20 protein-coding genes and 1 tRNA gene are annotated in these 22,699 nt (G+C 71.4%); 10 read left to right on the forward strand and 11 right to left on the reverse strand.

Annotated features, from left to right (window positions below; translation table 11 throughout):
• Positions 1-15: 15 nt before the first annotated feature.
• On the forward strand, positions 16-555 hold the full coding sequence (locus tag BJ982_RS16090) for a 2-thiouracil desulfurase family protein (RefSeq protein ID WP_184880910.1): 540 nt from the start codon (positions 16-18) through the stop codon (positions 553-555).
• Positions 556-594: 39 nt separating this feature from the next.
• Here the strand turns inward: BJ982_RS16090 and BJ982_RS16095 are convergent, their stop codons facing one another.
• On the reverse strand, positions 595-1,827 hold the full coding sequence (locus tag BJ982_RS16095) for a DUF4032 domain-containing protein (RefSeq protein WP_184880912.1): 1,233 nt from the start codon (positions 1,825-1,827) through the stop codon (positions 595-597).
• 462 nt (positions 1,828-2,289) lie between these two features.
• Here BJ982_RS16095 and ngcE point away from each other — a divergent pair, with 462 nt between their 5' ends.
• The 6 genes from ngcE to BJ982_RS16125 all read left to right on the forward strand — a co-directional run bounded on the left by ngcE (position 2,290) and on the right by BJ982_RS16125 (position 9,042).
• The gene (ngcE, locus tag BJ982_RS16100) at positions 2,290-3,741 is read left to right on the forward strand and encodes an N-acetylglucosamine/diacetylchitobiose ABC transporter substrate-binding protein (RefSeq protein WP_184880914.1); all 1,452 of its coding nucleotides are present in this window, start codon (positions 2,290-2,292) and stop codon (positions 3,739-3,741) included.
• Positions 3,742-3,795: 54 nt separating this feature from the next.
• Entirely contained in the window at positions 3,796-4,701 is a 906-nt protein-coding gene (locus BJ982_RS16105) for a carbohydrate ABC transporter permease (protein WP_184880916.1), read from the forward strand.
• Between the two features lie 2 nt (positions 4,702-4,703).
• A complete protein-coding gene (locus BJ982_RS16110; protein WP_184880918.1) occupies positions 4,704-5,609 on the forward strand; it encodes a carbohydrate ABC transporter permease in 906 nt (301 codons plus the stop codon).
• Between the two features lie 192 nt (positions 5,610-5,801).
• On the forward strand, positions 5,802-7,889 hold the full coding sequence (locus BJ982_RS16115; RefSeq protein WP_239122918.1) for a M6 family metalloprotease domain-containing protein: 2,088 nt from the start codon (positions 5,802-5,804) through the stop codon (positions 7,887-7,889).
• A gap of 170 nt (positions 7,890-8,059) precedes the next feature.
• Positions 8,060-8,638 (forward strand): carboxymuconolactone decarboxylase family protein, encoded by a 579-nt coding sequence (locus BJ982_RS16120; protein ID WP_184880919.1) that lies wholly within the window; start codon positions 8,060-8,062, stop codon positions 8,636-8,638.
• Positions 8,639-8,748: 110 nt separating this feature from the next.
• The gene (locus BJ982_RS16125; protein WP_184880921.1) at positions 8,749-9,042 is read left to right on the forward strand and encodes a 4a-hydroxytetrahydrobiopterin dehydratase; all 294 of its coding nucleotides are present in this window, start codon (positions 8,749-8,751) and stop codon (positions 9,040-9,042) included.
• A 44-nt stretch (positions 9,043-9,086) separates the two neighbouring features.
• Here the strand turns inward: BJ982_RS16125 and BJ982_RS16130 are convergent, their stop codons facing one another.
• The 3 genes from BJ982_RS16130 to BJ982_RS16140 all read right to left on the reverse strand — a co-directional run bounded on the left by BJ982_RS16130 (position 9,087) and on the right by BJ982_RS16140 (position 11,607).
• On the reverse strand, positions 9,087-9,575 hold the full coding sequence (locus BJ982_RS16130) for a GNAT family N-acetyltransferase (protein ID WP_203959015.1): 489 nt from the start codon (positions 9,573-9,575) through the stop codon (positions 9,087-9,089).
• 152 nt (positions 9,576-9,727) lie between these two features.
• Positions 9,728-10,495, reverse strand: coding sequence for a TetR/AcrR family transcriptional regulator (locus BJ982_RS16135; protein WP_184880925.1), 768 nt, complete (start codon positions 10,493-10,495; stop codon positions 9,728-9,730).
• A 248-nt stretch (positions 10,496-10,743) separates the two neighbouring features.
• The gene (locus tag BJ982_RS16140) at positions 10,744-11,607 is read right to left on the reverse strand and encodes a spermidine synthase (RefSeq protein WP_239122917.1); all 864 of its coding nucleotides are present in this window, start codon (positions 11,605-11,607) and stop codon (positions 10,744-10,746) included.
• Positions 11,608-11,658: 51 nt separating this feature from the next.
• Here BJ982_RS16140 and BJ982_RS16145 point away from each other — a divergent pair, with 51 nt between their 5' ends.
• On the forward strand, positions 11,659-13,020 hold the full coding sequence (locus BJ982_RS16145) for an NTF2-like N-terminal transpeptidase domain-containing protein (protein ID WP_184880929.1): 1,362 nt from the start codon (positions 11,659-11,661) through the stop codon (positions 13,018-13,020).
• A gap of 4 nt (positions 13,021-13,024) precedes the next feature.
• Here BJ982_RS16145 and BJ982_RS16150 read toward each other — a convergent pair whose 3' ends face one another.
• On the reverse strand, positions 13,025-14,230 hold the full coding sequence (locus BJ982_RS16150) for a M20 metallopeptidase family protein (RefSeq protein ID WP_184880931.1): 1,206 nt from the start codon (positions 14,228-14,230) through the stop codon (positions 13,025-13,027).
• A 257-nt stretch (positions 14,231-14,487) separates the two neighbouring features.
• On the opposite strand from BJ982_RS16150, the gene BJ982_RS16155 reads away from it, so the two are divergent.
• Positions 14,488-15,084: an HdeD family acid-resistance protein gene (locus BJ982_RS16155; RefSeq protein ID WP_184880933.1), complete on the forward strand. Its 597-nt coding sequence runs from the start codon at positions 14,488-14,490 to the stop codon at positions 15,082-15,084.
• A gap of 111 nt (positions 15,085-15,195) precedes the next feature.
• Positions 15,196-16,494 carry an L-lysine 6-transaminase gene (gene lat / locus BJ982_RS16160; RefSeq protein WP_184880934.1) on the forward strand — a complete coding sequence of 433 codons (1,299 nt, stop codon included), beginning with the start codon at positions 15,196-15,198 and terminating at the stop codon, positions 16,492-16,494.
• A gap of 59 nt (positions 16,495-16,553) precedes the next feature.
• On the opposite strand, the gene BJ982_RS16165 is transcribed toward lat, so the two are convergent.
• The 6 genes from BJ982_RS16165 to BJ982_RS16190 all read right to left on the reverse strand — a co-directional run bounded on the left by BJ982_RS16165 (position 16,554) and on the right by BJ982_RS16190 (position 22,553).
• The gene (locus tag BJ982_RS16165) at positions 16,554-16,796 is read right to left on the reverse strand and encodes a helix-turn-helix domain-containing protein (protein ID WP_184612788.1); all 243 of its coding nucleotides are present in this window, start codon (positions 16,794-16,796) and stop codon (positions 16,554-16,556) included.
• Between the two features lie 196 nt (positions 16,797-16,992).
• Positions 16,993-17,065 (reverse strand) — tRNA-His (locus BJ982_RS16170).
• A 72-nt stretch (positions 17,066-17,137) separates the two neighbouring features.
• A complete protein-coding gene (gene orn, locus BJ982_RS16175) occupies positions 17,138-17,734 on the reverse strand; it encodes an oligoribonuclease (RefSeq protein ID WP_184880936.1) in 597 nt (198 codons plus the stop codon).
• 21 nt (positions 17,735-17,755) lie between these two features.
• On the reverse strand, positions 17,756-19,294 hold the full coding sequence (locus tag BJ982_RS40430; RefSeq protein WP_184880938.1) for a DUF2510 domain-containing protein: 1,539 nt from the start codon (positions 19,292-19,294) through the stop codon (positions 17,756-17,758).
• An 85-nt stretch (positions 19,295-19,379) separates the two neighbouring features.
• Positions 19,380-20,849 (reverse strand): protein kinase family protein, encoded by a 1,470-nt coding sequence (locus BJ982_RS16185; protein ID WP_184880940.1) that lies wholly within the window; start codon positions 20,847-20,849, stop codon positions 19,380-19,382.
• A complete protein-coding gene (locus tag BJ982_RS16190; RefSeq protein WP_184880942.1) occupies positions 20,850-22,553 on the reverse strand; it encodes a serine/threonine protein kinase in 1,704 nt (567 codons plus the stop codon).
• Positions 22,554-22,699: the final 146 nt, after the last annotated feature.

The raw sequence follows: 22,699 nt of genomic DNA on the forward strand, positions 1-22,699 counted from the left end.
CCGTACCGTGGAGGTATGGAGAGGATCCTCGTCAGCGCCTGCCTGATGGGGCGTGCCGTGCGCTTCGACGGCCGCGCCAAGACGCTGGACGACGCGCTGCTCGCCCGCTGGCGCGACGAGGGCCGCCTCGTGCCGCTCTGCCCCGAGATGGAGGGCGGGCTGCCCGTCCCGAGGCCGCCCGCCGAGATCGAGGGCGGCGCGGGCGGCGCCGCCGTGCTGGCGGGCCACGCCCGCGTCCTCACGCCCGCGGGCGCCGACGTCACGGCGAACTTCCTCGCGGGCGCGCACGCCGCGCTGGCCGTGGCGCGGTCGATGGGCGTCCGGGTCGCCCTGCTGAAAGAGGGCAGCCCGTCCTGCGGAAGCCTGCGCGTCCACGACGGCACCTTCCGCGGCCGGGTCGCCCCGGGGGCGGGCGTGACGGCCGCGCTGCTGGAGGCGGGCGGGGTGCGCGTCTTCGGCGAGGACCGCCTGGCCGAGGCCGCCACCCACGTCGCCGAGCTGGAGGGGGCGGCGGGCACGGGCAGAGCGCGCTACTCCGGGCAGGGCGGCGGCTGAGCACGGCCCCGGGCGCGAGGGGCCGGGCGCCGCTCCGGCTCAGAGGCCGGTGGCGTCGGTCTCGGGGGCGCCGATGATCGCCTTCTCGTCGGGCTTGAAGATCAGCACGGTGTCGATGTAGGAGCGCAGGGCGGCCTCCAGCCCGACGTCGCGGCCCGCGGTCTCGGACATGTACCAGCGGTGGTCGAGCACCTCGTGGAAGAGCTGCGCGGGCTCCAGCTTGCCGCGCAGGCCGGGCGGGATCGCCGTCACCGTGGGCTGGAAGATCTCGGCGAGCCAGCGGTGCGCCACGATGGCCTCGTCCTCGTGGCGCAGCCCCTTGGCGACGCGGAAGGAGTCGAGGTCGTTGAGCAGCCGCCTGGCCTGGTTCTCCTCGACGTCGAGCCCGGTGAGGCGCAGCAGGCGGCGCTGGTGGTGGCCGGAGTCCACGACCTTGGGCCGCACGATCAGCCGGGCGGTGCCGGCCTTGCGCCTGACCATCATCTCGGCGACGTCGAAGCCCAGGGAGTTGAGCCGGCGGATGCGCTGGTCGATGAGGTGCCATTCGACGTCCTCGACGATCTCCTCCTGGGTGAGCTCGTCCCACAGCCGGTGATAACGGCGGCACAATTGCTCGGCGAACGCGAGGGGATCTATCGAGGAGTGCAGGAAACCGCCCGCCTCCAGGTCCAGCATTTCCCCATAAATATTGATATGAGCGACTTCGATGTCGTAATTGCGCTGGCCTTCGCTGAGCACGGGATGCAGTTCCCCGGTCTCGGCGTCCACCAGGTACGCCGCGAACGCCCCCGCGTCCCGCCGGAACAGGGTGTTGCTCAGCGAGCAGTCGCCCCAATAGAACCCGGCCAGGTGCAGCCGGACCAGCAGGACGGCCAGCGCGTCGAGCAGGCGGATCAGCGTGTCCGGGCGGAGGGTGCCCGACAGCATGGCCCGGTAGGGGAGCGAGAACTGCAGGTGGCGGGTGATCAGCGCCGAGTCCAGCGGCTCGCCCCCGGCCTCGCGCCTGCCCGTCACCACCGCCACGGGCTCGACGGCCGGCGCGTCGAGCCGGTTCAGGTCCCACAGGAGCTGGTACTCCCGCTTGGCGTACCGCTCGCTGATCTCCTTGATCGCGTACACCCGTCCGGACAGCCTGGCGAACCGCACGATGTGCCGGGAGATGCCCCGGGGCAGCGTGACCAGGTGGTGCTCGGGCCACTCCTCAAGGGGGACGTCCCAGGGCAGGCGGATGAGGTCCGGATCGCTGGGGGCGCCGGTCATCTGGAGCGGCAATGTGCTCCTCCATGTCGGGGTTGTCGGATTCGACGGTAACCGGTCCCGGCAGGGGACGGGGAGCCGGTTCAACGGGTGGACGGCAGGCGTACATTTCCTTCCTGCGGCAGGGCGCCCTCCGCGTGGACCGCGCGAGGGCGCCAAGATCGCGGCGGGCTCCGGAGGTAGACCGGTGGCGGCCCTGACAGCCGATCTTCGCTGTGCTGGTCTAGACCGGGTCAAGAGGGTGTCGATTTGGCCTCAATTTGCGACTTTATCGGCCGATGACCTGTGCCGATGCTAGGTTTCACGGTAGCCGCGGCAGGGGTCGGACACGGCCGTTGGTCGCGGGGTGAGTGCTGGTCGGCTACAGCTCGATCACGGGTTGGCCCATACCACTTGACCCCGGCCGGGGATGGACGTACGTTCCTCAAACGTTTAGGAAACTTTCCTAATTGATTGGCCCCATTCCTGGAGGGTTGCATGACCAACTCCGCAGGCTCCCCCAAAGACATCACCCGGCGGCAGATGCTCCGCCGTATCGGCCTGACCGCTCTCGTCGCGGGACCGGCAGGCGGCATGCTGGCCGCCTGCGCGACGGGCGGCGGCAGCTCCGAGGCCTCTCCTAGCGCCGCGCCGAGCGCCGCGGCGACCTCCGCCCAGAACCCGTTCGGCGTCAAGGCGGACGCCGCCCTGGAAGTCGTGATCTTCAAGGGCGGCCTCGGGGACGGCTACGCCAAGGATGTCCACGAGCCGCTGTACAAGAAGACGTTCCCCAACGCGACGATCAAGCACGTCGCGACCCAGCAGATCGCGCAGACGCTGCAGCCTCGTTTCGCCAGCGGCGACGTGCCGGACTTCATCGCCAACTCCGGCACCGACCTCATGGACAACGGCGCCCTGCAGAGCGAGGGCCAGCTCCTCGACCTCACCCCGCTGTTCGACGCGCCGTCCATCGACGACCCGAGCAAGAAGATCAAGGACACGATCCTCGCCGGGACGGTCGAGTCGGGCCTGATCGCGGGCAAGCCGTTCATCCTGAACTACGTGTCCAGCGGCTACGGCCTCTGGTTCAACACCAAGCTCTTCCAGGAGAAGGGCTGGACGCCGCCGAAGGACTTCACCGAGTTCAAGGCGGTCTGCGAGAAGATCAAGGCCGCCGGTCTCACGCCGTACGCCTACGCCGGCAAGAACGCCTCGTACTACCAGTACTGGATGATCCTCATCACCGCCGCCAAGGCCGAGGGCAACCAGGTCCTGCTGGACATCGACAACCTGGTCGACGGCGCCTGGCTGAAGGACTCGGTCAAGCAGTCCGCCGCCGCCTGGGCCGAGATCGGCAAGTTCATCGACAAGAGCTACGAGGGCCTGATCCACACCGAGGTCCAGACCCGGCAGAACCAGAACAAGGTCGCGTTCTACCCGTCCGGCTCCTGGCTGGAGAACGAGCAGAAGTCCAACACCCCGGCCGGCTTCGAGTACGCCGTGGCGCCGACCCCGAGCCTCACGCCGTCGGACAAGCTGCCCTACGAGGCCATCCGCGTCGCCGCGGGCGAGCCGTACATCATCCCGTCCAAGGCGAAGAACACCGCCGGGGCGCTGGAGTACGCGCGCATCATGCTCTCCAAGGAGGGCGCGAAGGGCTTCACCGAGAAGTCCGGCAGCCTCACCGTCGTCAAGGGCGCGGCCGAGGGCCTGTCGCTGTCCCCGGGCATCAAGAGCCTCAACGACGCGATCGGCGCGGCGGGTGACAACATCGTCACCTACAGCCAGTTCGAGAACTGGTACAAGGAGCTGGAGACCGAGCTGCGCAAGCAGACCAACTCCCTGATGTTCGGCCGTATCTCCGCCGACGAGTTCTGCAGCAACATGCAGAAGAAGGCGGACTCCGTCAAGGCCGACTCCTCGATCACCAAGCAGAACCGGACGGTGTAGTCGATCATGCGGCATGGCGACGTCGGGGGCGCCGGAAGGCTGGCCTCGAACAGGATGAGGAAGTACGGGTTCATCTTCTCGTTCCTCGTGGTCCCGGTGATCCTCTACGCGATCTTCGTGATCAGCCCGTACTTGCAGGCGTTCTACATCTCGCTGACCAACTGGCGGGGCATCTCGGCGAACCCCCAGTTCATCGGGTTCGAGAACTTCACACGCCTGCTGGGCGACGACGTCTTCTGGGCCGCGGTGCGGCACCACGCCGTCTTGCTGGTCGCCATGCCGCTGATCACGATCGCGATCGCGTTGTTCTTCTCGTTCCTGCTCAACGTCGGAGGGGGTAGCAAGAGCGGGAAGATGGCCGGTGTCCGCGGGTCGAAGTTCTACCGGGTGGTCTACTTCTTCCCGCAGGTCCTGGCGGTGGCGGTGGTCGGCGTCCTGTTCCAGGCCATCTACCGTCCCGACAACACCGGTGTGCTGAACGGCCTGCTGGAACTGGTCGGCCTCGGTCCCGTGGGCTGGCTCATCGACACGAACCTGGCCCTGTGGTCGATCATGGGTGTGATCATCTGGCAGGGCGTCGGCTTCTACGTGGTGCTGTTCTCGGCCGGCATGGCGGCCATCCCGAGCGAGGTCTTCGAGGCGGCGGCCCTGGACGGCGCCGGGCGCTTCCGGCTGTTCTTCAGCATCACGCTTCCGCTGATCTGGGACACCATCCAGGTCGGCTGGGTGTACCTGGGCATCGCGGCGTTCGACGCCTTCGCCCTGGTGCAGGTGCTCTCCGTGGACCGCGGCGGTCCCGACAACGCCACCACGGTCCTGCCCCTGGAGATCTGGCGCACGGCGTTCACCTTCTCCAAGTTCGGCTACGCCTCGGCGATGGGCGTGGCCCTGTTCTTCCTCACCATCACGTTCGCGGCGCTGAGCCTGCGCGTGACGCGGCGCGAAAGGATCGAGGTCTGAGAATGGCGACCCAGACCGACGCGTACCGGATGGCGCCCTCGCGCGCCGCCTCCCGGCGCAGGCAGAAGAAGAACCAGCTCGGCGCCTTCGGCGCGCTGTCCCACGTGGCCCTGATCGTGTGGGCCGTCCTGGTCATCGGTCCGATCCTGTGGACCTTCCTGGCCTCCTTCAAGACCAACCCCGAGATCATGGGCGACGCGCCGCTCGCCATGCCCGACAGCTTCAGCTGGGCCTCATGGGGACGCGCCTGGGAGAAGGCGCACATCGGGCGGTACATGCTGAACACGGTCCTGGTGGTCGGCGTCAGCACGTTCTTCACGATGCTGTTCGGCTCGATGGCCGCGTACGTGATCGCGCGCTTCCGGTTCCCCGGCAACCGGATCATCTACTACCTGTTCGTCTCCGGCCTGGCGTTCCCGGTCTTCCTGGCGCTGGTCCCGCTGTTCTTCGTGGTCCGCAACCTCGGCCTGATCGACACCCACGTCGGCGTGATCCTGGTGTACATCGCCTACTCGCTGCCGTTCACGGTGTTCTTCCTGACCGCGTTCTTCAAGACGCTGCCGAACTCGGTGGCCGAGGCCGCGATGATGGACGGTTCCTCGCACACCCGGACGTTCTTCCAGATCATGGTGCCGATGGCCAAGCCGGGCCTGATCAGCATCACGATCTTCAACATCCTCGGCCAGTGGAACCAGTACCTTCTGCCCATCGTGCTTCTCTCGGGCAGCGTCGAGGACAAGTGGCTGATCACCCAGGGCATCGCGAACATCAACACCAACGCCGGCTACGAGGCGGACTGGCCCGGTCTGTTCGCCGCGCTCAGCATGGCGATCCTGCCGATGATGATCGTGTACATCATCTTCCAGCGGCAGATCCAGTCGGGCCTCACGGCCGGCGCGGTCAAGTGACCGGTCCGATCCCAGGCTTCTGAGCGGCCCGTTTCACCATCTGTAGGAGATTTCGCCCTGATTTTTCCTACAGATGGTGGAAGATCTCCGTCTACGGCGTCTGTAGCGTCCTCCGCTGAAGCCCGGCCCCAGACGGAGGGTGATGCCGTGACGACGTCGGTCCATCATGCCAAGAGCCGCCGGAAGATTTCCGTGAAGAGACGGCTCGCGCTCCTCTTCACCGCGATCGTGCTCGGGCCCGCCGGGCTCCTGACGGCCCAGGCCCCGGCCTCGGCCGCGCCGCCGCCCGTGCCCCCGAACCCCTGGCAGGCCGACCACTGGCCGCAGCGCCAGCCCTGGCAGGAGCAGGCGCCGTCGGCGCTGTTCAAGGGCAAGCCGGGCGGGCCCGCCGCGATCGACCCGCAGAACTGGAAGAACCCCGACCACATGACCTGGGCCGACTACAAGCCGGTCCCCGGAACGACGTGGGCGAACCCCGCCGCCAAGGGCTCCAAGCGGACGTTCAAGGGCGCGCTCGTCCTGCTGGACTACCCGAACCAGCCCTTCGTCGCCACCCAGCCCGCGCGTTCGACGGTCTTCGGCAACCCCAGCGTGGAGGCCCACGACGTCCCCCGCGACCAGGTCGCCAAGTTCTACAAGGACTTCCTCAACACGCCCAACACGCTGAACCGCGGGCACACCATCCACGAGTACTGGATGGAGGACTCCGGCGGCCGGTACGGCGTCGACCTCACCTCGTTCGGCCCGTACAAGATGCCGGGCAAGTCCCACGAGTACGCCATGGAGTTCCAGGCGGGCACCGGATGTCCGGCGGGCGACACCTGTAACCGCAACATCCGCACCGACGGCCGCGCCGCCTGGGTCGGCGACGTCGGCGAGGAGACGGCCGGCGGATTCGACTTCATCTTCTACCTGAGCGCGGGCCAGGACGAGTCCTCCACCTGGCAGGAGTTCGGGTCGATGAAGTTCCCCACCAAGGAGGACGTCACCGACGAGTTCGGCCCGCCGGACCCGGGCCTGCCCAACTGGGCCAGGACCCGGTACGTCGAGTGGACCTCCTGGGCCTCCGGCTCCACCATCTGGCCCAACGCCGGCGGCGGCTCCTCCACCCAGGCCGAGAGTTCCGGCATGAGCGTGTACGCCCACGAGTTCAGCCACATCCTCGGCATCGGCGACAACTACAACAACCCGTTCGGCGTGCCGCCGCGCCGTGACTACTCCGGCCCCTGGGAGATGCTCAGCCGCGGCACCTTCAACGGCCCCGGCGGGCCGCACAGCCGCTGGGTGATCCCGCCCACCGGCGGCTCGGCCATGGGCGCCCAGCACATGCTCCGCAACAAGCTCAAGCTGGAGATTGTGGACGAGCGGAACATCCTGCGCCTGTCGCGCGAGGCGCTCGCCGAGTCCGGCCTGGTCGTCGCGCGGGTGACCGCCCGCGAGGTGCGGCCGGGCGACACCGGCCTGTCCGGCGTGAACATCGCCCTCGACAAGGACCGTGCCCCGGCGTGCGCGACCGCCACCGACCCGTACTGCGACGGCGGCGGCTACGACAACTACACGGTCGAGGTCGTGGACCGGATCGGCGCCGACTCCTTCACCCCGGACTCCGGCGTGCTGCTGGCCAAGACCAAGGACAAGGACGACGCGCCGTTCGAGTGGGTCGTGGACGCCAACCCCCAGCACATCGGCATGACCGACTACGTGCTGCCCGACGGCACCAAGGTGCCCATCACGATCGGCGACTACCGCCAGCTCTCCGACGCGCTGTTCCACGCGGGCACCGACTCCGGCAGCGAGTACGAGTACACCGACGAGGGCAACCGCCTGCGGTTCTACATCATCGACAAGCACCGCGACCGGCAGGGCCTGCTGTCCTACACCGTGGCGGTCCGCTCCCTGGACGGCGCGGGGCCGCAGAAGCGCGGCGTGCGCGTGCTGCCGAGCGCCGCGGTCACCAAGGGCGGCGACTGGGTGGCCTGCGAGCTGCCGCTCACCAACACGGGCAGGGCCGCGGCCCCGCGCGGGCAGCACCCCGAGGACGTCGCCTCCTACCTGAAGTCCGACGTCTACCGGCTGTCGGCGGCCGTGGACGGCAAGGGCTGGACGGCCTGGCTGCCCAACAAGCTGACCGCCGTCGACTTCGGCAAGACCGCCTCCGTGGTGGTCTACGCGCAGCGGACGCCGGGCGGCAACCACCTCGCCAAGGTGAACCTCACCGCCACCTCCGAGAGCGACCCGTCCAAGACGTCCACCGCCTCCTGCCGGCTGGTGAGCCTCTGACGCACCCGTGGCCGGGCAAGGGGCGGGCCCCCTTGCCCGACCCCTGAACACGAACGGGCACTCTTTCCGGGCCGGCTCTCCCAGGTGATGATGGGACCGTTCTGGATCTTTCGCTCACAGACCGCGCCCGCCGGCCCCGGCGGGCGCGGGCGCGCGTTCAGGAGGCCGACGTGGCGTACATCGAGTTGGGTAACGAGTCCCCGGGTGTCGGCGGGCTCATGGAGTACCGGCCCGAGACCGGCAGGAGCCTGAGCCGGCTGGCCGAGACCCTGCTCAGGGACGAGGAGACGATCTCCCATCCGGACAACACGCTGACCCGCGGGGAGCGTGAGCTCATCGCCACCTACGTGTCCTCGCTGAACGCGTGCAAGTTCTGCTCCACCTCGCACGCCGCCTTCGCCGCCGCCCAGCTGCCCGGGGGCGCGCAGACGGTCGCCGACACCTGCGGCGACCTCGGGAGCGCCCCGGTGTCGGACAAGCTCAAGGCGCTGCTGCGCATCGCCGGCGCCGTCCAGCAGAGCGGCAAGGCCGTGACCGCCGAGGACGTCGCCGCCGCCCGCGCGACCGGCGCCACCGACCTGGAGATCCACGACACCGTCCTCATCGCCGCCGCGTTCTGCATGTACAACCGCTACGTGGACGGCCTCGGCACCTGGGCCCCCGACGACCCCGCCGGGTACGAGCAGGCCGCCCGGCGCATCGTCGCCGAGGGCTACATGAGCCGCTACGCCGAGACCGCCGGCGCCTGACCTCCCGGGCCCTCCGGCCGGACGTCTCCGGCCGGAGGGCCCGTCGCGCGGACGGCAGGGTGGACGGCAGGGTGGACGACAAGGTCACCGGCCCGTGCGAGACTGGCCGCATGGACAGGCTGGACGACGAGGCGATCACCACCCGGCTGGCCGAGGTGCCCGACTGGCGGCGCGAGGGCGACGAGATCCGGCGCACGATCACGGCGCCCGACTTCCGCACGGCCATCGCCATCGTCAACGACGTGGCCGAGCAGGCGGAGCACCTGAACCATCACCCCGACATCGACATCCGCTGGCGGCGGCTGCACCTGGCCCTCACCACCCACGACGCCGGGGGCCTGACCGAGACGGACTTCAAGCTCGCCGCGCGGATCGACGCCATCGCCGCCGACCACGGCGCCTGACCCGCGGGCGATCACGGTCGCCGGCCGGCCGCGCCGCCGGGGACTCAGGCGGGCCCGTCGGGGGAGACGGTCTCGGTGCGGAACGGGCGAAGGCCGCGGCGGGTGTAGTTGGGCAGCGCGTTCGGGTGGTCGTTCGTGGAGGTGTGCAGCCAGACCCGCCGCACCGCGTCGGCCTCCAGCGGCTCCACCCGCCACGCCTGGGCGATGGCCAGCGTCAGGGCGTACCCGCCGAGGCCCTTGCCCACGAACTCGGGCAGCAGGCCGAACGTCGTGATCTCCACGTCGCCCCCGGGGTGGGGTTCGATGTCGGCGATGCCGGCGACCCGCGGGCCGTCCATGATCAGCCAGTACTGCCGCAGGGGGTGCGACAGCCAGTCCGACCACTCCTGCGGGGTCCTGGACGCGCTGCGCCAGCCATGAGGGGCGCCGATGCGCGCCTGCACGTCCGGGATCAGGGGCGAGTCGGCCGCCACGCGTTCGAGCCGCAGCCCCGCCACCGGAGGGGAGGGGCGGAGGTCATCCAGGCTGGTCATTTCCAGATAAGTAATGACTTCTTCCACACCGTGCAGGCTATTCGCGCCGTCGGCCGGGTGGAGGGCGAGCGCCGGCCGCGTGAGGGGTTGGGCCCGTCATCGGCTGGGGAGAACGGGCCCCGACGCGGCCAGCGGGGAGGGGCGGGCCGGACCTAGGTCCGCGCGCGCCCGTCGGACGAGGGCGGCGTGAGCGACAGGTCGAGCTGCTCCTTGGCCACGCTCACGGCCGCGTCCAGGTACGACAGCGTCGCCTGGGCGATCGTGGCCTTCTCATGGGGGGAGAGAGCGCGGCCGGGGGCCAGCGCGCGGTGCAGGGTGTCGGCCAGGAGCTGGGCCATCCTCTCCTCCGGCAGGCGGTGGTCCACGGGCATGTGCGGCGGAGCGAGGAAGAACCCGTACAGCGTGGCGCCGATGACGTTGGCCTGGTCCAGCAGGGACAGGTCCGTGCGGACCGCCTGCTGCCCGCGCAGCATGCGCAGGTACGCCTCGGCCAGCGAGCGCATGCCCTCGGCGACCCGGGTCTCGGGCCTCTGGTGGATCAGCTTGCCGAGCACGGTCACGTCACCGAGCAGCACCGCCTTCACCAGAGGCCGCCGGGTCAGGCCCAGCGCCAGGTGGTGGAAGAGCTCCCGGACGCTCACGCCGCCGGGACGCCGGGCGAGCCCGTCGCGGACCTGCTCCAGCAGCCGGACCCGGTCGCGGCGCAGGAGCGCGGTGAAGAGCTCCTCGCGCGATTTCCAGTGCAGATAGATCGTCCCCTTGGCCACGCCCGCCGAGCGCGCCACGTCGTCGATCGTGGTCTTGTCGTAACCCCAGCGCAGGAGCAGTTCGCCGGCGGTGTCCAAGATCCGGTGGGCTCTCTCCTGGCGCGTGTGCGCGTCCTGCCTGCGCACGCGGGCTTCCATGTCGGGAGTCGTCATGACCTCACTCATTCTCTCGTGACCCGGGCGTCGAGCCCGGTCATGCGGACGTGGTGGACACGAGCGCCCGGCGGAAGGAGCCCCCGGTGGGATTCGCCCCTGGACGCACGTGTCTTATTCGTCCCAAGAGGGTGGTTCTGATTGCCGTTGACGAGAAAAGTTCATGGATACTCTGGGCCACTCTCGTCCACGCGGCGTGACGGCCTGTGCCCGTGGCGTCCGCGTGGTGGCCCGGGGTTCTGCCGGGGTCAGGCGAAGAGGTCGGGCGGGGGGACGGGGGCGACGACCGCGTCGCCGTCCTTGATGGGCGGGGCGCCGGCGACGAACTTCACCAGATCGTCCTCGGCGACGCACCGGGCCTGGGTGAGCCCTCCCGCGGCGCGGCGCGTCAGTGAGGCGATGTGCAGGGGAGCGCGGGAGGCGGCGACGATCAGGTTGCCGAACCTGCGCCCCCGCAGGACGCCGGGCTCGGCGAGCAGCGCGACGTGGCGGAAGGTGCCCTGGACGGTCGCGACGACGCGGCGCGCGAACGGCAGCCCCTTGCCGTCGGCGAGGTTGACCAGCAGGACGCCCGGGTCCTTCAGCACGCGCGCGATGTCGCCCATGTACTCGGCCGTCGCCAGGTCCAGCGGCATGACGGCCCCGGTGAAGGCGTCCAGCACGAACAGGTCCGCCGAGGCGTCCCGCAGCCCCGCGGCGCCGGAGCGCCCGTCGGCGACGCGCACCTTCAGCGCGGGCACCGACCTCAGCCGCAGATGGTCCCGGACGAGCCGCACCAGCGCGGCGTCCGGCTCGATCACGATGTGCCGGGAGCCCGGCCGGGTCGCGGCCACGTACCGGGGCAGCGTGCAGGCGCCCGCGCCCACGTGGACGACGTCGAGCGGCCCCTCGTCGAGCACGTCGATGACGTCGGCCATCAGCCGGACGTACTCGAACTCCAGGTACGTCGGGTCGTCCAGGTCCACGTACGACTGCGGCACACCGCCCATGCTCAGCAGCCACCCGCTCGGCCGGTCGAGGTCGCGCAGCAACTCGACCTCGCCCGAGTCCACCGTGTAGCGGCCGGGGGCGGGGCTCGGCTCGGACTTGCGCTTGCCCACACGGTCTCCCACGGGTTCTGGTATATCCGGATGTGCCATACCCGGCACCCATGGGAGAACCGTATGCGCCGCCGAGGACTGCTCGCTCTCGTCGTGTTCTGCGCGATGCTCCTGGCCGCCGGGCTCGCCGCCGTCATCACCGACGCCCGCCGCGTCACCGGCGGCCCCGAGGCGACCGGCAGGGCCTACCTCGACGCCTGGGCCGCCGAGAACCTCGCCGAGATGCGCGGGCTGGTCGCCTTCCCGCCCGCGAACTTCCTGGAGGCGCACCGGCGGTTCGACGCCGACCTCCAGGTCCTGTCGGTCAAGCTGACGCCCGGGGCCGTCGTGGCCCGCGGCGAGTGGGCCGCCGACCTGCCCTTCCAGGGGGTGCGGCGGATCAGGGAGCTCGGCGAGTGGAAGTTCTCCTCGGTGCTGCGCCTGGCCGTCAGGGACGGCGCGTGGAAGGTCGTCTGGACGCCCGCGACGCTCCTGCCCGGCGTCGCCGCCGACGAGCGCCTGCGCCTGGCGAAGGTCTCCGTGCCCGGCACCGAGCTGCTGACCCGGCAGGGCAGGCCCCTGCCGCACGACAGCGGCGCCAAGGCGTACTTCGACGGCCTGGCGCACCGGGTGGACCGGGCCGAGGAGGACCCGGCGTCGGGCTGGGCCGTCGAGGCGGTCTCCGCGCGGACCGGGGCGTCCCGGAGCCTGGTGGTGTTCCGCCCGCCCACGCACCGCACCCTGCGCACGACCGTGGACTGGTGGACGCAGGCCGCTGCGGCCCGGGCCCTGGACGGCCTCGCCGGCCCGGCCGCGATCGTCGCGGTGCGCCCGTCCACGGGCGAGGTGCTGGCCGTGGCGGACCGCCTGCCGGGCCTCGGCGCCTTCTTCACGGCCTACCCGGCGACGTTCGCCCGCCTGGCGGTCGAGCGGCTCAAGGGCGGCGGGCTGCGGCGCGCGGCGGCGGGCCTCGGGTTCGGCGGAGCCCTGACCTCCGGCTTCGGCGGGGTCTGCGGCACCGTGCGCGCGGCAGGGAACGCCGGCGCGCCGGCCGTGGACGCCGCCGGCCGCGACTCGGTGACCGCCACCCCCGTGTGCATGGCGCTGGTCGCCGCGGCCGTCCAGAACGGCGCCTGGCGCCCGCCGCGGCTGATGTCGGAGCGCGCGGTCGGTCGCCTGGAGACGGCCCGCGTTCCCGCGCCGCGGCGGCTGCCCGCCAAGCCGGCCGCGTGGCTGCGGCGGATGATGGCGGTGGCCGGGACCACCGCCGGCCTGCCTGCGGGCGTGGCCGGCACGGCGGGCACGGCTCCGGCGGAGTCGGGCGCCGACCACGCCTGGTGCGTGGGCTACCGGGACGATCTGGCGTTCGCGGTGTTCGTCGAGAACGGCGGCACGGGCGCGGCGAGCGCCGTCCCGGCCGCCGTACGCTTCCTGGACGCCCTCTGAGGGCTCAGCCGGTCACGGCCTCCCGCGACAGGCGCCGCTCGGCCAGTTCGGCGTACAGGGCCGCGCCGTCGGCGAGCACGGCGTCGTCGAAGGCCGCCTCGGGGGAGTGGTTGTAGGCGGCGCGGGCCGGGTCGACCCCGGCGGGGCACGCGCCGAGGGCGATGAACGCCGACGGCACCTGGTCGCAGACGAACGAGAAGTCCTCCGCCCCGGTGAAGGGCTGCGGGGCCGTGATGTAGCGGTGTTCGTCGAAGACCTCGCGCACGGTGTCGCCGACGAAGGCGGCCTCGCCCCGGTCGTTGACGGTCACCGGGTAGCTGACGTCGTAGTGGGCGTCGACGGTCAGCCCGTGCGCGGCGCCGATGCCGTGCAGCAGCGTCAGGATGCGCTCCTGGACGCGGGTGTGCGCCTCGGCGGAGAACGACCGCACCGTCGCCTCGAACCGGGCCTCCTCGGGGATGATGTTGTCCGCCGTCCCGGCGTGGAAGCTGCCCACCGTGACGACCACGGGGTCGAAGACGTCGAAGCCGCGGGTCACCATCGTCTGCAGCGCGGTGACCATCTCGCACGCCGCCGGGATCGGGTCGCTCGCGCGGTGCGGCGTGGAGCCGTGCCCGCCCGCGCCGCGCACGGTGACGATGAGACGGTCGGCCGCGGCCATGATGGGGCCGGCGCGGCTGACGAACGTGCCCTGCGGGATCACCGAGCTGATGACGTGCAGCGCGTAGGCGGCGACGGGACGGTGCCCGGCGGCGTCCAGCACGCCCTCGTCGATCATGATCTTGGCGCCGCCCGCGCCCTCTTCACCCGGCTGGAACATGAACACCACGTCCCCGGCGAGACGGTCGCGCCGGGCGGCGAGCAGGTGGGCCGCTCCGGCGAGCATCGTGGTGTGCAGGTCGTGCCCACAGGCGTGCATGCGCCCGGGCGTCTCGGAGACCACGGCGGACCCGCCGCGCTCGGTCACCGGCAGGGCGTCCATGTCCCCGCGCAGCAGGACCGCCGGACCCGGCCGCGCGCCGCGCAGCACGGCCGTGACCGAGCTGAGGCCCTTGCCCGTGGAGACCGTGAGGGGAAGCCCCGCGAGCGCGGCGAGCACCTTCTCCTGTGTCCTCGGCAGGTCCAGCCCGAGTTCGGGCTCCCGGTGCAGCGCGTGGCGCAGGCGGATCAGCTCGTCGCCGATGTCGTGGGCGGCTTCGCGAAGTGACACCGCGTCTCCTCCTCGGGTCTTGTGCCAGACATGTCCCCGCGTCGCCCGCGCGTGTAAACGACGCTCAAACGATATGCCGTTGCTTGACGCGCGGTGGGGTGCTTTTGACCGCTCCTTGGGCTGCTATCGCCACCTTTCCGGATAGTACGGAAACGTGGTGATGGAGGGAAACATCTCGGGATTTGCGGCATCGAAGGGTGCGTGTCCTTCTCACCAGGGCCGGGCGCTGTGACCGAGGTTCGAGTACGGAGGACGAAATGCGTGACATCGGCGACCACGAGGTCGTGGGAACGAGGAGCCGCCTCGCCTGGTGGATGCTCGTCGTGCGCGGGATCTGCGCGGTGGTGTTCGGCGTGCTGGCCGTCATCTGGCCGTTGATCACGCTGCTGACGCTGGTGGTGCTCTTCGGCGCCTTCGCGGTCGTCAGCGGGGTCCTCACCCTCGGCCACGCCTTCCGCGGCGACCATCCCCGCGACTCGCGGACCTGGATGGTCGTCTCCGGCGTGCTGAGCATCCTCGCGGGCCTCATCGCCTGGTTCTGGCCCGCCATCACGGCGTTGGCGCTGCTCCTGCTGATCGCCGTCTACGCGGTCGTCATCGGCGTGGCGGAGATCGTCGCCGCGGTCCGGCGCCGCAGGGCGGGCGACGCCGAGTGGTCGTACCTGGGGAGCGGCGTGCTCGCGGTGATCTTCGGAATCCTGCTCTTCATCTGGCCCGCCACGGGCGCGCTGGCGGTGACCTGGCTGATCGGCCTGTTCGCGATCGCGTACGGCATCGCGCTGCTGGTGCTGGCCTACCGGATCAGGGATGTCGGCCACCGCGGGGCCGAGGGCACGGCCGCCCACGCGATGTAGCGCACGCCGAAAATCTTTCTGGATATATCGAGTACGCCGGAAAGTATTCACATATTCACGGTCTCCTGAGGGAATAGTGGAATCACAGCCACCTTCGACCCAGGAGAGCACATGAGCGTCCTCGAACGTCTCTCGCGGCACCTGCTCATCGACGGCTACCGGCTGGAGCTGGATCTGGAGCGCAGCGGCGGGTCCTGGATCGTGGACGGCGGCACCGGCCGCCGGTACCTCGACTTCTACACCTTCTTCGCCTCGGCCCCGCTCGGCGTGAACCCGTTCGACGACGACCCCGCGTTCGTCACCCTGCTCGGCAGGATCGCCTCCAACAAACCGGCCAACTCCGACCTCTACAGCGTCCACCTCGCCGACTTCGCCGACACCTTCGCCCGCGTGCTCGGCGACCCCGAACTCCCCCACCTGTTCTTCGTCGAGGGCGGGGCGCTGGCCGTCGAGAACGCGCTCAAGTGCGCCTTCGACTGGAAGAGCCGCAGCAACGAGTCGCTCGGCCGCCCCCGCGAGCTCGGTGGCAAGGTGCTGCACCTCACCCGGGCCTTCCACGGCCGCAGCGGCTACACCCTCTCGCTCACCAACACCGAACCGGTCAAGACCGACCGCTTCCCCCTCTTCGCGTGGCCGCGGATCGACGTGCCCGCCATCCACTTCGGCGACGTCGAGGCGGCCGAGCGCAGGGCGCTGGACCAGGCCCGGGCCGCCTTCGCGGCGCACCCGCACGACATCGCCTGTTTCATCGCCGAGCCGATCCAGGGCGAGGGCGGGGACAACCACATGCGCCCGGAGTTCCTCCAGGCCATGCAGCGCCTCTGCCACGAGCACGACGCGCTGTTCGTCCTGGACGAGGTGCAGACCGGCGCGGGGCTCACCGGCACGCCGTGGGCCTACCAGCAGCTCGGCCTCGCGCCCGACATCGTGGCCTTCGCCAAGAAGGTGCAGGTGGGGGGGATCATGGCGGGCCGCAGGGTGGACGAGGTGCCGGGCAACGTCTTCCGGACGAGCGGGCGCATCAACTCCACCTGGGGCGGCGGCCTCGTCGACATGGTGCGCTCCCGGCGCATGCTGGAGATCGTCGAGCGGGACGGGCTCATCCCGCGCGCCGGGGAACTCGGTCAGCGCCTGCTGGCCGGCCTGCGGGACCTGGAGCGGGCCTTCCCCGAACTGGTGAGCAACGCCAGGGGCAGGGGCCTCATGTGCGCGTTCGACGTCTCCACCGGCAGGGACCGCCTGGTGGCCGCGCTGCGCGAGGACGAAGGGGTGCTCGTCCTGCCGTGCGGCGAGCGCTCGGTGCGGCTCCGCCCGGCGCTGTCGGTGCGCGAGGAGGAGATCGACCTGGGCCTCGCGGCGTTCGGGCGCGCGTTGACGGCGGCCCGGGACGCCATGGCGGTGCCGGCCTGAGGCAGCCCGCCCCGGCCCGCCTGGCATCCGTCCTGCGCCCCTCGTGTCACGACAGGGCGTCAGGTGCGGGACTGTCCCGGGGTCAGGCTCCGCCACAGTCCGATGGCGGTCACCCGGGAATCGGCGCCGAGCTTCGAGTAAATGCGATTGACGTGGTTCTTCACGGTCTTCTCGCTGAGGAAGAGCCGCTGCGCGATCTCCCCGTTCGAATGTCCGGTCGCGATCAGCTCCATCACCTCGGCCTCGCGTTTGCTCAACCCTGTGTGCGCGTGCTCGTTGTACGTGGCGTCATCGACACTCATCCGGCCTCCGGTGGCGCGAACATTGTCAGATCGCCGAGCCCCCCGCGCTGGCGGTGTAGCGGTTCTGTGCGAGCATAGCCCGCCGTCCCATTCTTTGGGCCCCTGCGGCGGGAGAAAGACTACTTTTGCCGGGAGAGGGTGGGGTTGTCCAGTAAAAGCGTGATGGCCGGTCCATTTGGACCGGCCATCTTCCGCGGGTGAGTGATGGGACTTGAACCCACGACATCCAGGACCACAACCTGGCGCTCTGCCAACTGAGCTACACCCACCATGACCGCGATCGCGTCGCGGCACAGGAGAAAGTGTAGCGGGCTTCCAGGGGTTCTCGCGCCCCGGCACGGTCAAGACCCGGTGATCGCCTCCGCGACCTCGCGCGCGGTCGCGGAATCGGGGCCGGGCTGGGGGACGAAGACGGCGGCGCGGTAGTACCGCATCTCCTGCACGCTCTCGGTGATGTCGGCCAGCGCGCGGTGCCCCCCCTGCTTGGCGGGGGAGGCGAAGTAGACCCGCGGGTACCAGCGGCGGACCAGCTCCTTGACGGAGGAGACGTCCACCATGCGGTAGTGCAGGTAGGCGTCGACCGCGGGCATGTCGCGCGCGATGAAGGAGCGGTCGGTGGAGATGGAGTTGCCGCAGAGCGGCGCCTTCTTGGGCTCGGAGACGTGCCGCCGGATGTACTCCAGGATCGCCGACTCGGCCTCGGCGAGGGTGACGCCCTCGCCGAGGGCGGTGAGCAGGCCCGAGGAGGTGTGCATCTGCCGCACGACCTCCGACATCTGCTCCAGAGCCTCCCGCGGGGGCTTGATGATGACGTCCACGCCCTCGTCGAGCTGGTTCAGCTCGCCGTCGGTCACCACGCACGCGACCTCGACGAGCGCGTCGCGGCCGAGGTCGAGTCCGGTCATCTCGCAGTCGATCCAGACCAGCAGGTCACTCATAATGCTCAGCGTAGTGCCCGGTCAGGAGGCTTTGAGAGAGTCCAGTACGCGATCTATCACCTTGGTGTCCAGATTGTCCGGAATCGAGGCGTACATCAGGGTAGGACGCTGCCCGGGACCCTGGTCGACCAGCAGGTAGAACGCCTGCTCCTTGCGGAACTTCCAGCCGCTCTTCTTGGCCACTTCGGTGAAGTCCATCTCCAGCCGGAGCAGCCACGCCTTCTTGCCGCTCACGTCCATGGCCGCCTCCTTGACGACCTTGCGCTTGTGAGGGGGCGAGTAGAAGACCTTGTCATAGGTGATCATGACCTGACCGACCGTGTTGCGCAGGTCGTCCGGGCCCTTGTACTCGAAGATCTCCGGAAGGGGCGCGGTCGACACCTGGCCCACCCAGTCGTGGTCCTCGCCGTCGTAGTTCTTCTGAGAGGTGATCTCGAAGCCGCTGGTCCACTGCGGGAACCGCCGGTCGGCCGGACCGCTGCCGTTCCACTCCTGCCAGCTCGGCACCCGCCAGTCACCGCCCGGGTAGGTGTACGACAGCCCCGTGCGCGGGTCGGCGATCACGCCGTCCTTGGGCGTGGGCAGGACGGCGGGATAGTCGGTGCTGTCGGGACTCGGCTCCGGCGTGGGCGTCGTCTCCAGCGGGGGCGTGATCTGCGGGTCCGACGGCTCGATCGTCTCGCTCGGGGCCGGGGTGTTCACGGCCACCGGGGTCTCCTCACCCCGCCGGACGAGGGTGACGCCGATCACCAGGGCCACGACCAGGAGGATCACCACCGCGCCGCCGCCGAGCACCCACGGCAGGGTGTTCTTCTTCGCGGGGGGCGGCGGGCCGCCGAACTCCGGCGCGGAGAACTGCGCGGTCGCACCGGGGGCCTGCCCGCCCCACTGCTGCTGCCCGGGGCCGCCGTACGGCGCTCCGGGACGGGCGAACTGGTCAGGCGGCGCGTACGGACCAGGCTGGCCGGGCTGGCCGGGCTGCCCCGGCCGGCCGTACTGGCCGGTCCCGGGAGGGGCGTACTGCCCTGATCCGGGGGGTGTGAACTGGCCGGTGCCCTGCGGTCCCTGGCCGCCCGCCGGCCCCTGCTGACCCCCGTACGGCGACCCCTGCGGCAGGAACTGCGGCCCTGTCCCGCCCTGGGGCCCCGCGCCCTGCGGTCCCTGGCCGCCCGGCGGCGGAGGCGCCTGCTGCGGCCCCGTCTGGGACTGCGGACCTCCGGGCGGGCTCTGCGGGCCGGTCGGCTGCCCCTGCGACCCCGTGCCGGGTTGCCCCTGCGGGGCCGCGCCGGGCTGTCCCTGCGGTCCCGTGACGGGCGAACCCTGCGGTCCCGTACCGGGCTGTCCCTGCGGTCCCGTGCCGGGGCCGGGCTGGGGCGGTGCGCCGGGCCCCGCCTGCGCCGCCTGGCCCGGCTGCGCCCACTGGCCGGTCGATACCGGCCCGCTCTGCCCCGGGGAACTCTCCAGCGGGTGGGTGGCATCGGTCCACTGCGTGCCGTCCCACCAACGCAGTTGGGGGGTTCCGTACGGGTCGGGGTACCAGCCGGCGGGGGTCTGCGTCATGCCCGCCAGAATAGTGACAATCGGAGTTATCGCGCATTTGCTGGCGAAAGGTGGTCCCGCCGGTCGCCCGGCGGGACCACCCGGCTCAGCACTTGTAGGTGAAGGACGCCTCGTCGTGCAGCGGGGTGCCCGACCCCGTCGGCGACAGGACGACCAGCCGCGCGGTGTACTTCTGGGTGCCCTCGCCCTTGACCCGCCAGGGGAAGTTCAGCTCGTAGGTCGTGCCGCCCGAGGGGACCGTGTCGGTCTGCTCGATCGGTTTCTTCCTGTCGCTGCGCCACCACTGGTACTTGATCTGCCCGGCCCCGCCGTTGGTGGTGATCTTTCCCACGATGTTCACCGTGACGTCGCAACCCTTGGGCTTGGGGGCGGTGACGTCCACCGCCTCCACCGACAGCGGCGCGGCGCGCTGGGACCACAGGTACAGGGCCACGGCCAGGACGGCGAGGAACAGCACGCCCGTGCCGAGCACGCCGCCGCGCCGCCGCCGCTTGGGCGGCCTGCCGCCGACCCGGTCCTTGGCCGCGACGGTGAGCTGCTGCTGCCCGGCCCGCCAGATCTGCGCGGCCGTCGTGTCCGAGGGCACGCCCGGACCGAAGCGCATCTCGCCGCCGGTCGTTCCCGCGGCGCCGGCGGGCGCGGTGTCGGGGACGCCGGAGGCCGCCGCCGCCGCGCCGATCGCGGCCGCGTGGCCCGGCGGGAGACCCGGAGGCGCCGCCTGGCCCGCGCCGGTGTCCCGGTAGAGCAGGGTCACGATCTCGCCCTCGTCCACCTGCGGGTTCGTGGCGACCGGCGGCGCGGGCCTGCCGGTCGGCACCTCCGACGCCGACCACCACTGGAGCGTCCGCACCAGCCGCTCGCGGGTCGTGAACCCGGCGGGCAGCAGCTCGCGACCGCTCAGCAGGGTGTCGCGCGCGGCGCTCAGGCCCCGCGACTCCGCCGTGGCCGCCGCGTGCTCCAGCAGGCGGGCCGCGTCGGCGGAGCCCGCGGCCCAGCCGGACGCGAGGGTCCTGGCCAGGGCCGCCCACGCCGCGACGTCCCGCCCGGGCGAGGCGTCGCCGCCGTACAGGGCCGTGGCGAGGCCGCGCTCGGCCAGCAGGGCCGTGCCGTCCTCGCCGACGACCACCGTGCCGGCGTGCAGGGCGCCGTGCGCGAGGCCCGCCGCGTGCACGGCGAGCAGGGTCTGCGCGGTCTCGACCAGGACGGTGGCCGCGCTGCCCGCGTCGGGCGCGTCCCCGGGCGGGCGTCCCCGCGCGAGCTCGTCCAGCGACGGGATGGCCGGGCGGGCGGTCAGCACCCACACGTCGTCCCCCGCGGCCACCAGGTCGGAGACGGGCAGCAGCCCGGTGACGCCGTTCTGCGTGAGGTGACGGTCGGCCAGGACCGCGGCCACCACCCGGTCGCGGGCCCCCGGCGCCGACAGCGCGCGCGGATCGAGCCGCAGCGCGCCGCCGTGGGCGCCATCGGGGGCCACGGCGTCCACCCAGACGCCCGCATCGGAGGCGCGCGAACGGCCGGCGAGCCGATAACCCGCGATGTTGCCGCCCTCTGGCATCTACCGCCGCCTCCGGTGCCGTCCCGCCATCCGCTTCCTCACGAACAGTGTGGCGGGAACGGCGCCCGTCGTCACCAGCCCGACGGCGAGAAGACCGGCCGGCACGTCGTCACCGCGGCCCGGCGGGGGGTCCGCCGGGCCGGTGGGCTCGGTGCCCTCGCCGGACTCGCCGCCCCGCGGCGTCTCGCCGCCGTCGCTCGGGGTCTCGCCCGTCCCCTCGCCGTCGCCGCCCGACCTGGTGGGGGTGGGCGTGGGGGACGGCGTGGTGGGGGTGCGGGTGGGCTGCGGCGACGGGGGAGCCGACGTCGGGGTGGGCGTCGGGGTCGGCTTGGGCCTCGGGGTGGGCTTGGTGCTCACCTTGGGGTCCTGCGGCTCGTCCTCGGTCGCCGACGGCTTCGGCTTGGGCTTGCCGGTCGGCGAGGCGGGGGGCCCCGGCTTGTCCGGCTTCTTGCTGGGCGAGGGCGCCTTCGCGGTGGGAGACGGAGCCCCGGTGGGGGCGGCGGCCGTCTGCCGCGGCGTGGTCGGCTGCGCGCTGGCCTCCTCGGACGGCTCCTGCGTGGGCTCCTCCGAGGGGACCTCGGTGGGGGAGTCGTCGATGGCGGGCTCGGGGCTGCCGTCGGTCGTGACGGTCTCGGCGGGCGCGGGCGTCGGCGTGAGCACCGAGGTCTGCGCCTGCAGGGAGGTGTCGCCGAGCGAGCCGACCAGCACCGCGGTGACGGCGGACACGACCGCCAGGCCGAGCGCGCCGATCGCGATCTTGACGCTGAGCTTCTTCAGGCCGCGCCGGGCGCCGAGGTCGGACTCGGCCAGCGCGGCCCCGGCCTGCGGCGCCGCCTCGCCGAGCGGGAACAGCAGCACGAGCAGGCCGGCGAGGGCGGCGAGGCGGCGGCGCCCGCGCTCCTCCCAGTCCTGGCCGTACGCCTCGACGGCCACGGCCTCCAGTTCGGCGAGGAACTCGGCGGCCGAGGCGGGCCGGTCGGCGGGGTGCTTGGCCATGCCCCGCTCCACCAGGCCGCGCAGCGACGCGGGAACCTGCTCGATCGGCGGCGGCATCGTCTGGTGCTGGCGGGCCAGCACCAGCGCGTTCTGCGACTGGAACGGCCGGGTGCCGGTGAGGCACTCGAAGAAGACCACGGTCGCCGCGTAGACGTCCGTGCTCGGCCCCGCCGGGGCGCCCGCCCACTGTTCGGGCGCCATGTACGGCGGGGTGCCCGCGCCGCTCACGCCGTCGCCGACGCGCACCGCGATGCCGAAGTCGACGAGCTTGCTGTGCCCGGCGCCGTCGATGACGACGTTCTCGGGCTTGAAGTCGCGGTGGACCAGCCCGTTGGCGTGCGCGGCGCCGAGGCCGAGCAGCGACCCCTTGAGCAGGACGAGCGCCGCCTCGGCGCCGGTCGGCCCCTCCGAGCGCAGCATCGCGCGCAGGGAGACGCCGTTGACCAGTTCCATGACGATGGCCGCGCCGCCGTCGGTCTCGACGTACTCGTAGAACCTCGCGGCGTGCGGGCTGTCCAGCAGCTCCAGCAGCCGCGCCTCATGCCGGAACCTGATCAGGAAACCGGGGTCGGAGATGAGGTCGCCGGACAGGTATTTGATCGCGACCGTCGTTCCGTCGGCCTCGTGGCGTGCCATCACGACACGTCCCGAGCCCCCCGCGCCGAGATCTCGGATCTCGGTGTATCCGGGGACTCGCCAGGCCCCCATGTGGCCGTCCAATTCGATCTCCCTTTTGTGGCCGGGCCCCCACCCTTGACGCGAGAACGAAGCTTAACGACGACCTGGCGGCCTGAGGTGCCTAAGTCGATATTTGGCACATTGTCGATGCGATTGTCAGTTATTGCGCGTGATTG

The sequence above is a fragment of the Sphaerisporangium siamense genome (genome assembly GCF_014205275.1).
GTDB classification, from domain to species: Bacteria; Actinomycetota; Actinomycetes; order Streptosporangiales; family Streptosporangiaceae; genus Sphaerisporangium; species Sphaerisporangium siamense.

Excerpts from the sequence above, each read along its gene's own strand:
- BJ982_RS16090 (WP_184880910.1), top strand. The coding sequence starts at position 16 with ATGGAGAGGATCCTCGTCAGCGCCTGCCTGATGGGGCGTGCCGTGCGC.
- ngcE (WP_184880914.1), top strand. The coding sequence starts at position 2,290 with ATGACCAACTCCGCAGGCTCCCCCAAAGACATCACCCGGCGGCAGATG.
- BJ982_RS16105 (WP_184880916.1), top strand. The coding sequence starts at position 3,796 with ATGAGGAAGTACGGGTTCATCTTCTCGTTCCTCGTGGTCCCGGTGATC.
- BJ982_RS16110 (WP_184880918.1), top strand. The coding sequence starts at position 4,704 with ATGGCGACCCAGACCGACGCGTACCGGATGGCGCCCTCGCGCGCCGCC.
- BJ982_RS16125 (WP_184880921.1), top strand. The coding sequence starts at position 8,749 with ATGGACAGGCTGGACGACGAGGCGATCACCACCCGGCTGGCCGAGGTG.
- BJ982_RS16130 (WP_203959015.1), bottom strand. The coding sequence starts at position 9,575 with ATGACCAGCCTGGATGACCTCCGCCCCTCCCCTCCGGTGGCGGGGCTG.
- BJ982_RS16135 (WP_184880925.1), bottom strand. The coding sequence starts at position 10,495 with ATGACGACTCCCGACATGGAAGCCCGCGTGCGCAGGCAGGACGCGCAC.
- BJ982_RS16145 (WP_184880929.1), top strand. The coding sequence starts at position 11,659 with ATGCGCCGCCGAGGACTGCTCGCTCTCGTCGTGTTCTGCGCGATGCTC.
- BJ982_RS16155 (WP_184880933.1), top strand. The coding sequence starts at position 14,488 with ATGCGTGACATCGGCGACCACGAGGTCGTGGGAACGAGGAGCCGCCTC.
- lat (WP_184880934.1), top strand. The coding sequence starts at position 15,196 with ATGAGCGTCCTCGAACGTCTCTCGCGGCACCTGCTCATCGACGGCTAC.
- BJ982_RS16165 (WP_184612788.1), bottom strand. The coding sequence starts at position 16,796 with ATGAGTGTCGATGACGCCACGTACAACGAGCACGCGCACACAGGGTTG.
- orn (WP_184880936.1), bottom strand. The coding sequence starts at position 17,734 with ATGAGTGACCTGCTGGTCTGGATCGACTGCGAGATGACCGGACTCGAC.
- BJ982_RS40430 (WP_184880938.1), bottom strand. The coding sequence starts at position 19,294 with ATGACGCAGACCCCCGCCGGCTGGTACCCCGACCCGTACGGAACCCCC.
- BJ982_RS16185 (WP_184880940.1), bottom strand. The coding sequence starts at position 20,849 with ATGCCAGAGGGCGGCAACATCGCGGGTTATCGGCTCGCCGGCCGTTCG.
- BJ982_RS16190 (WP_184880942.1), bottom strand. The coding sequence starts at position 22,553 with ATGGGGGCCTGGCGAGTCCCCGGATACACCGAGATCCGAGATCTCGGC.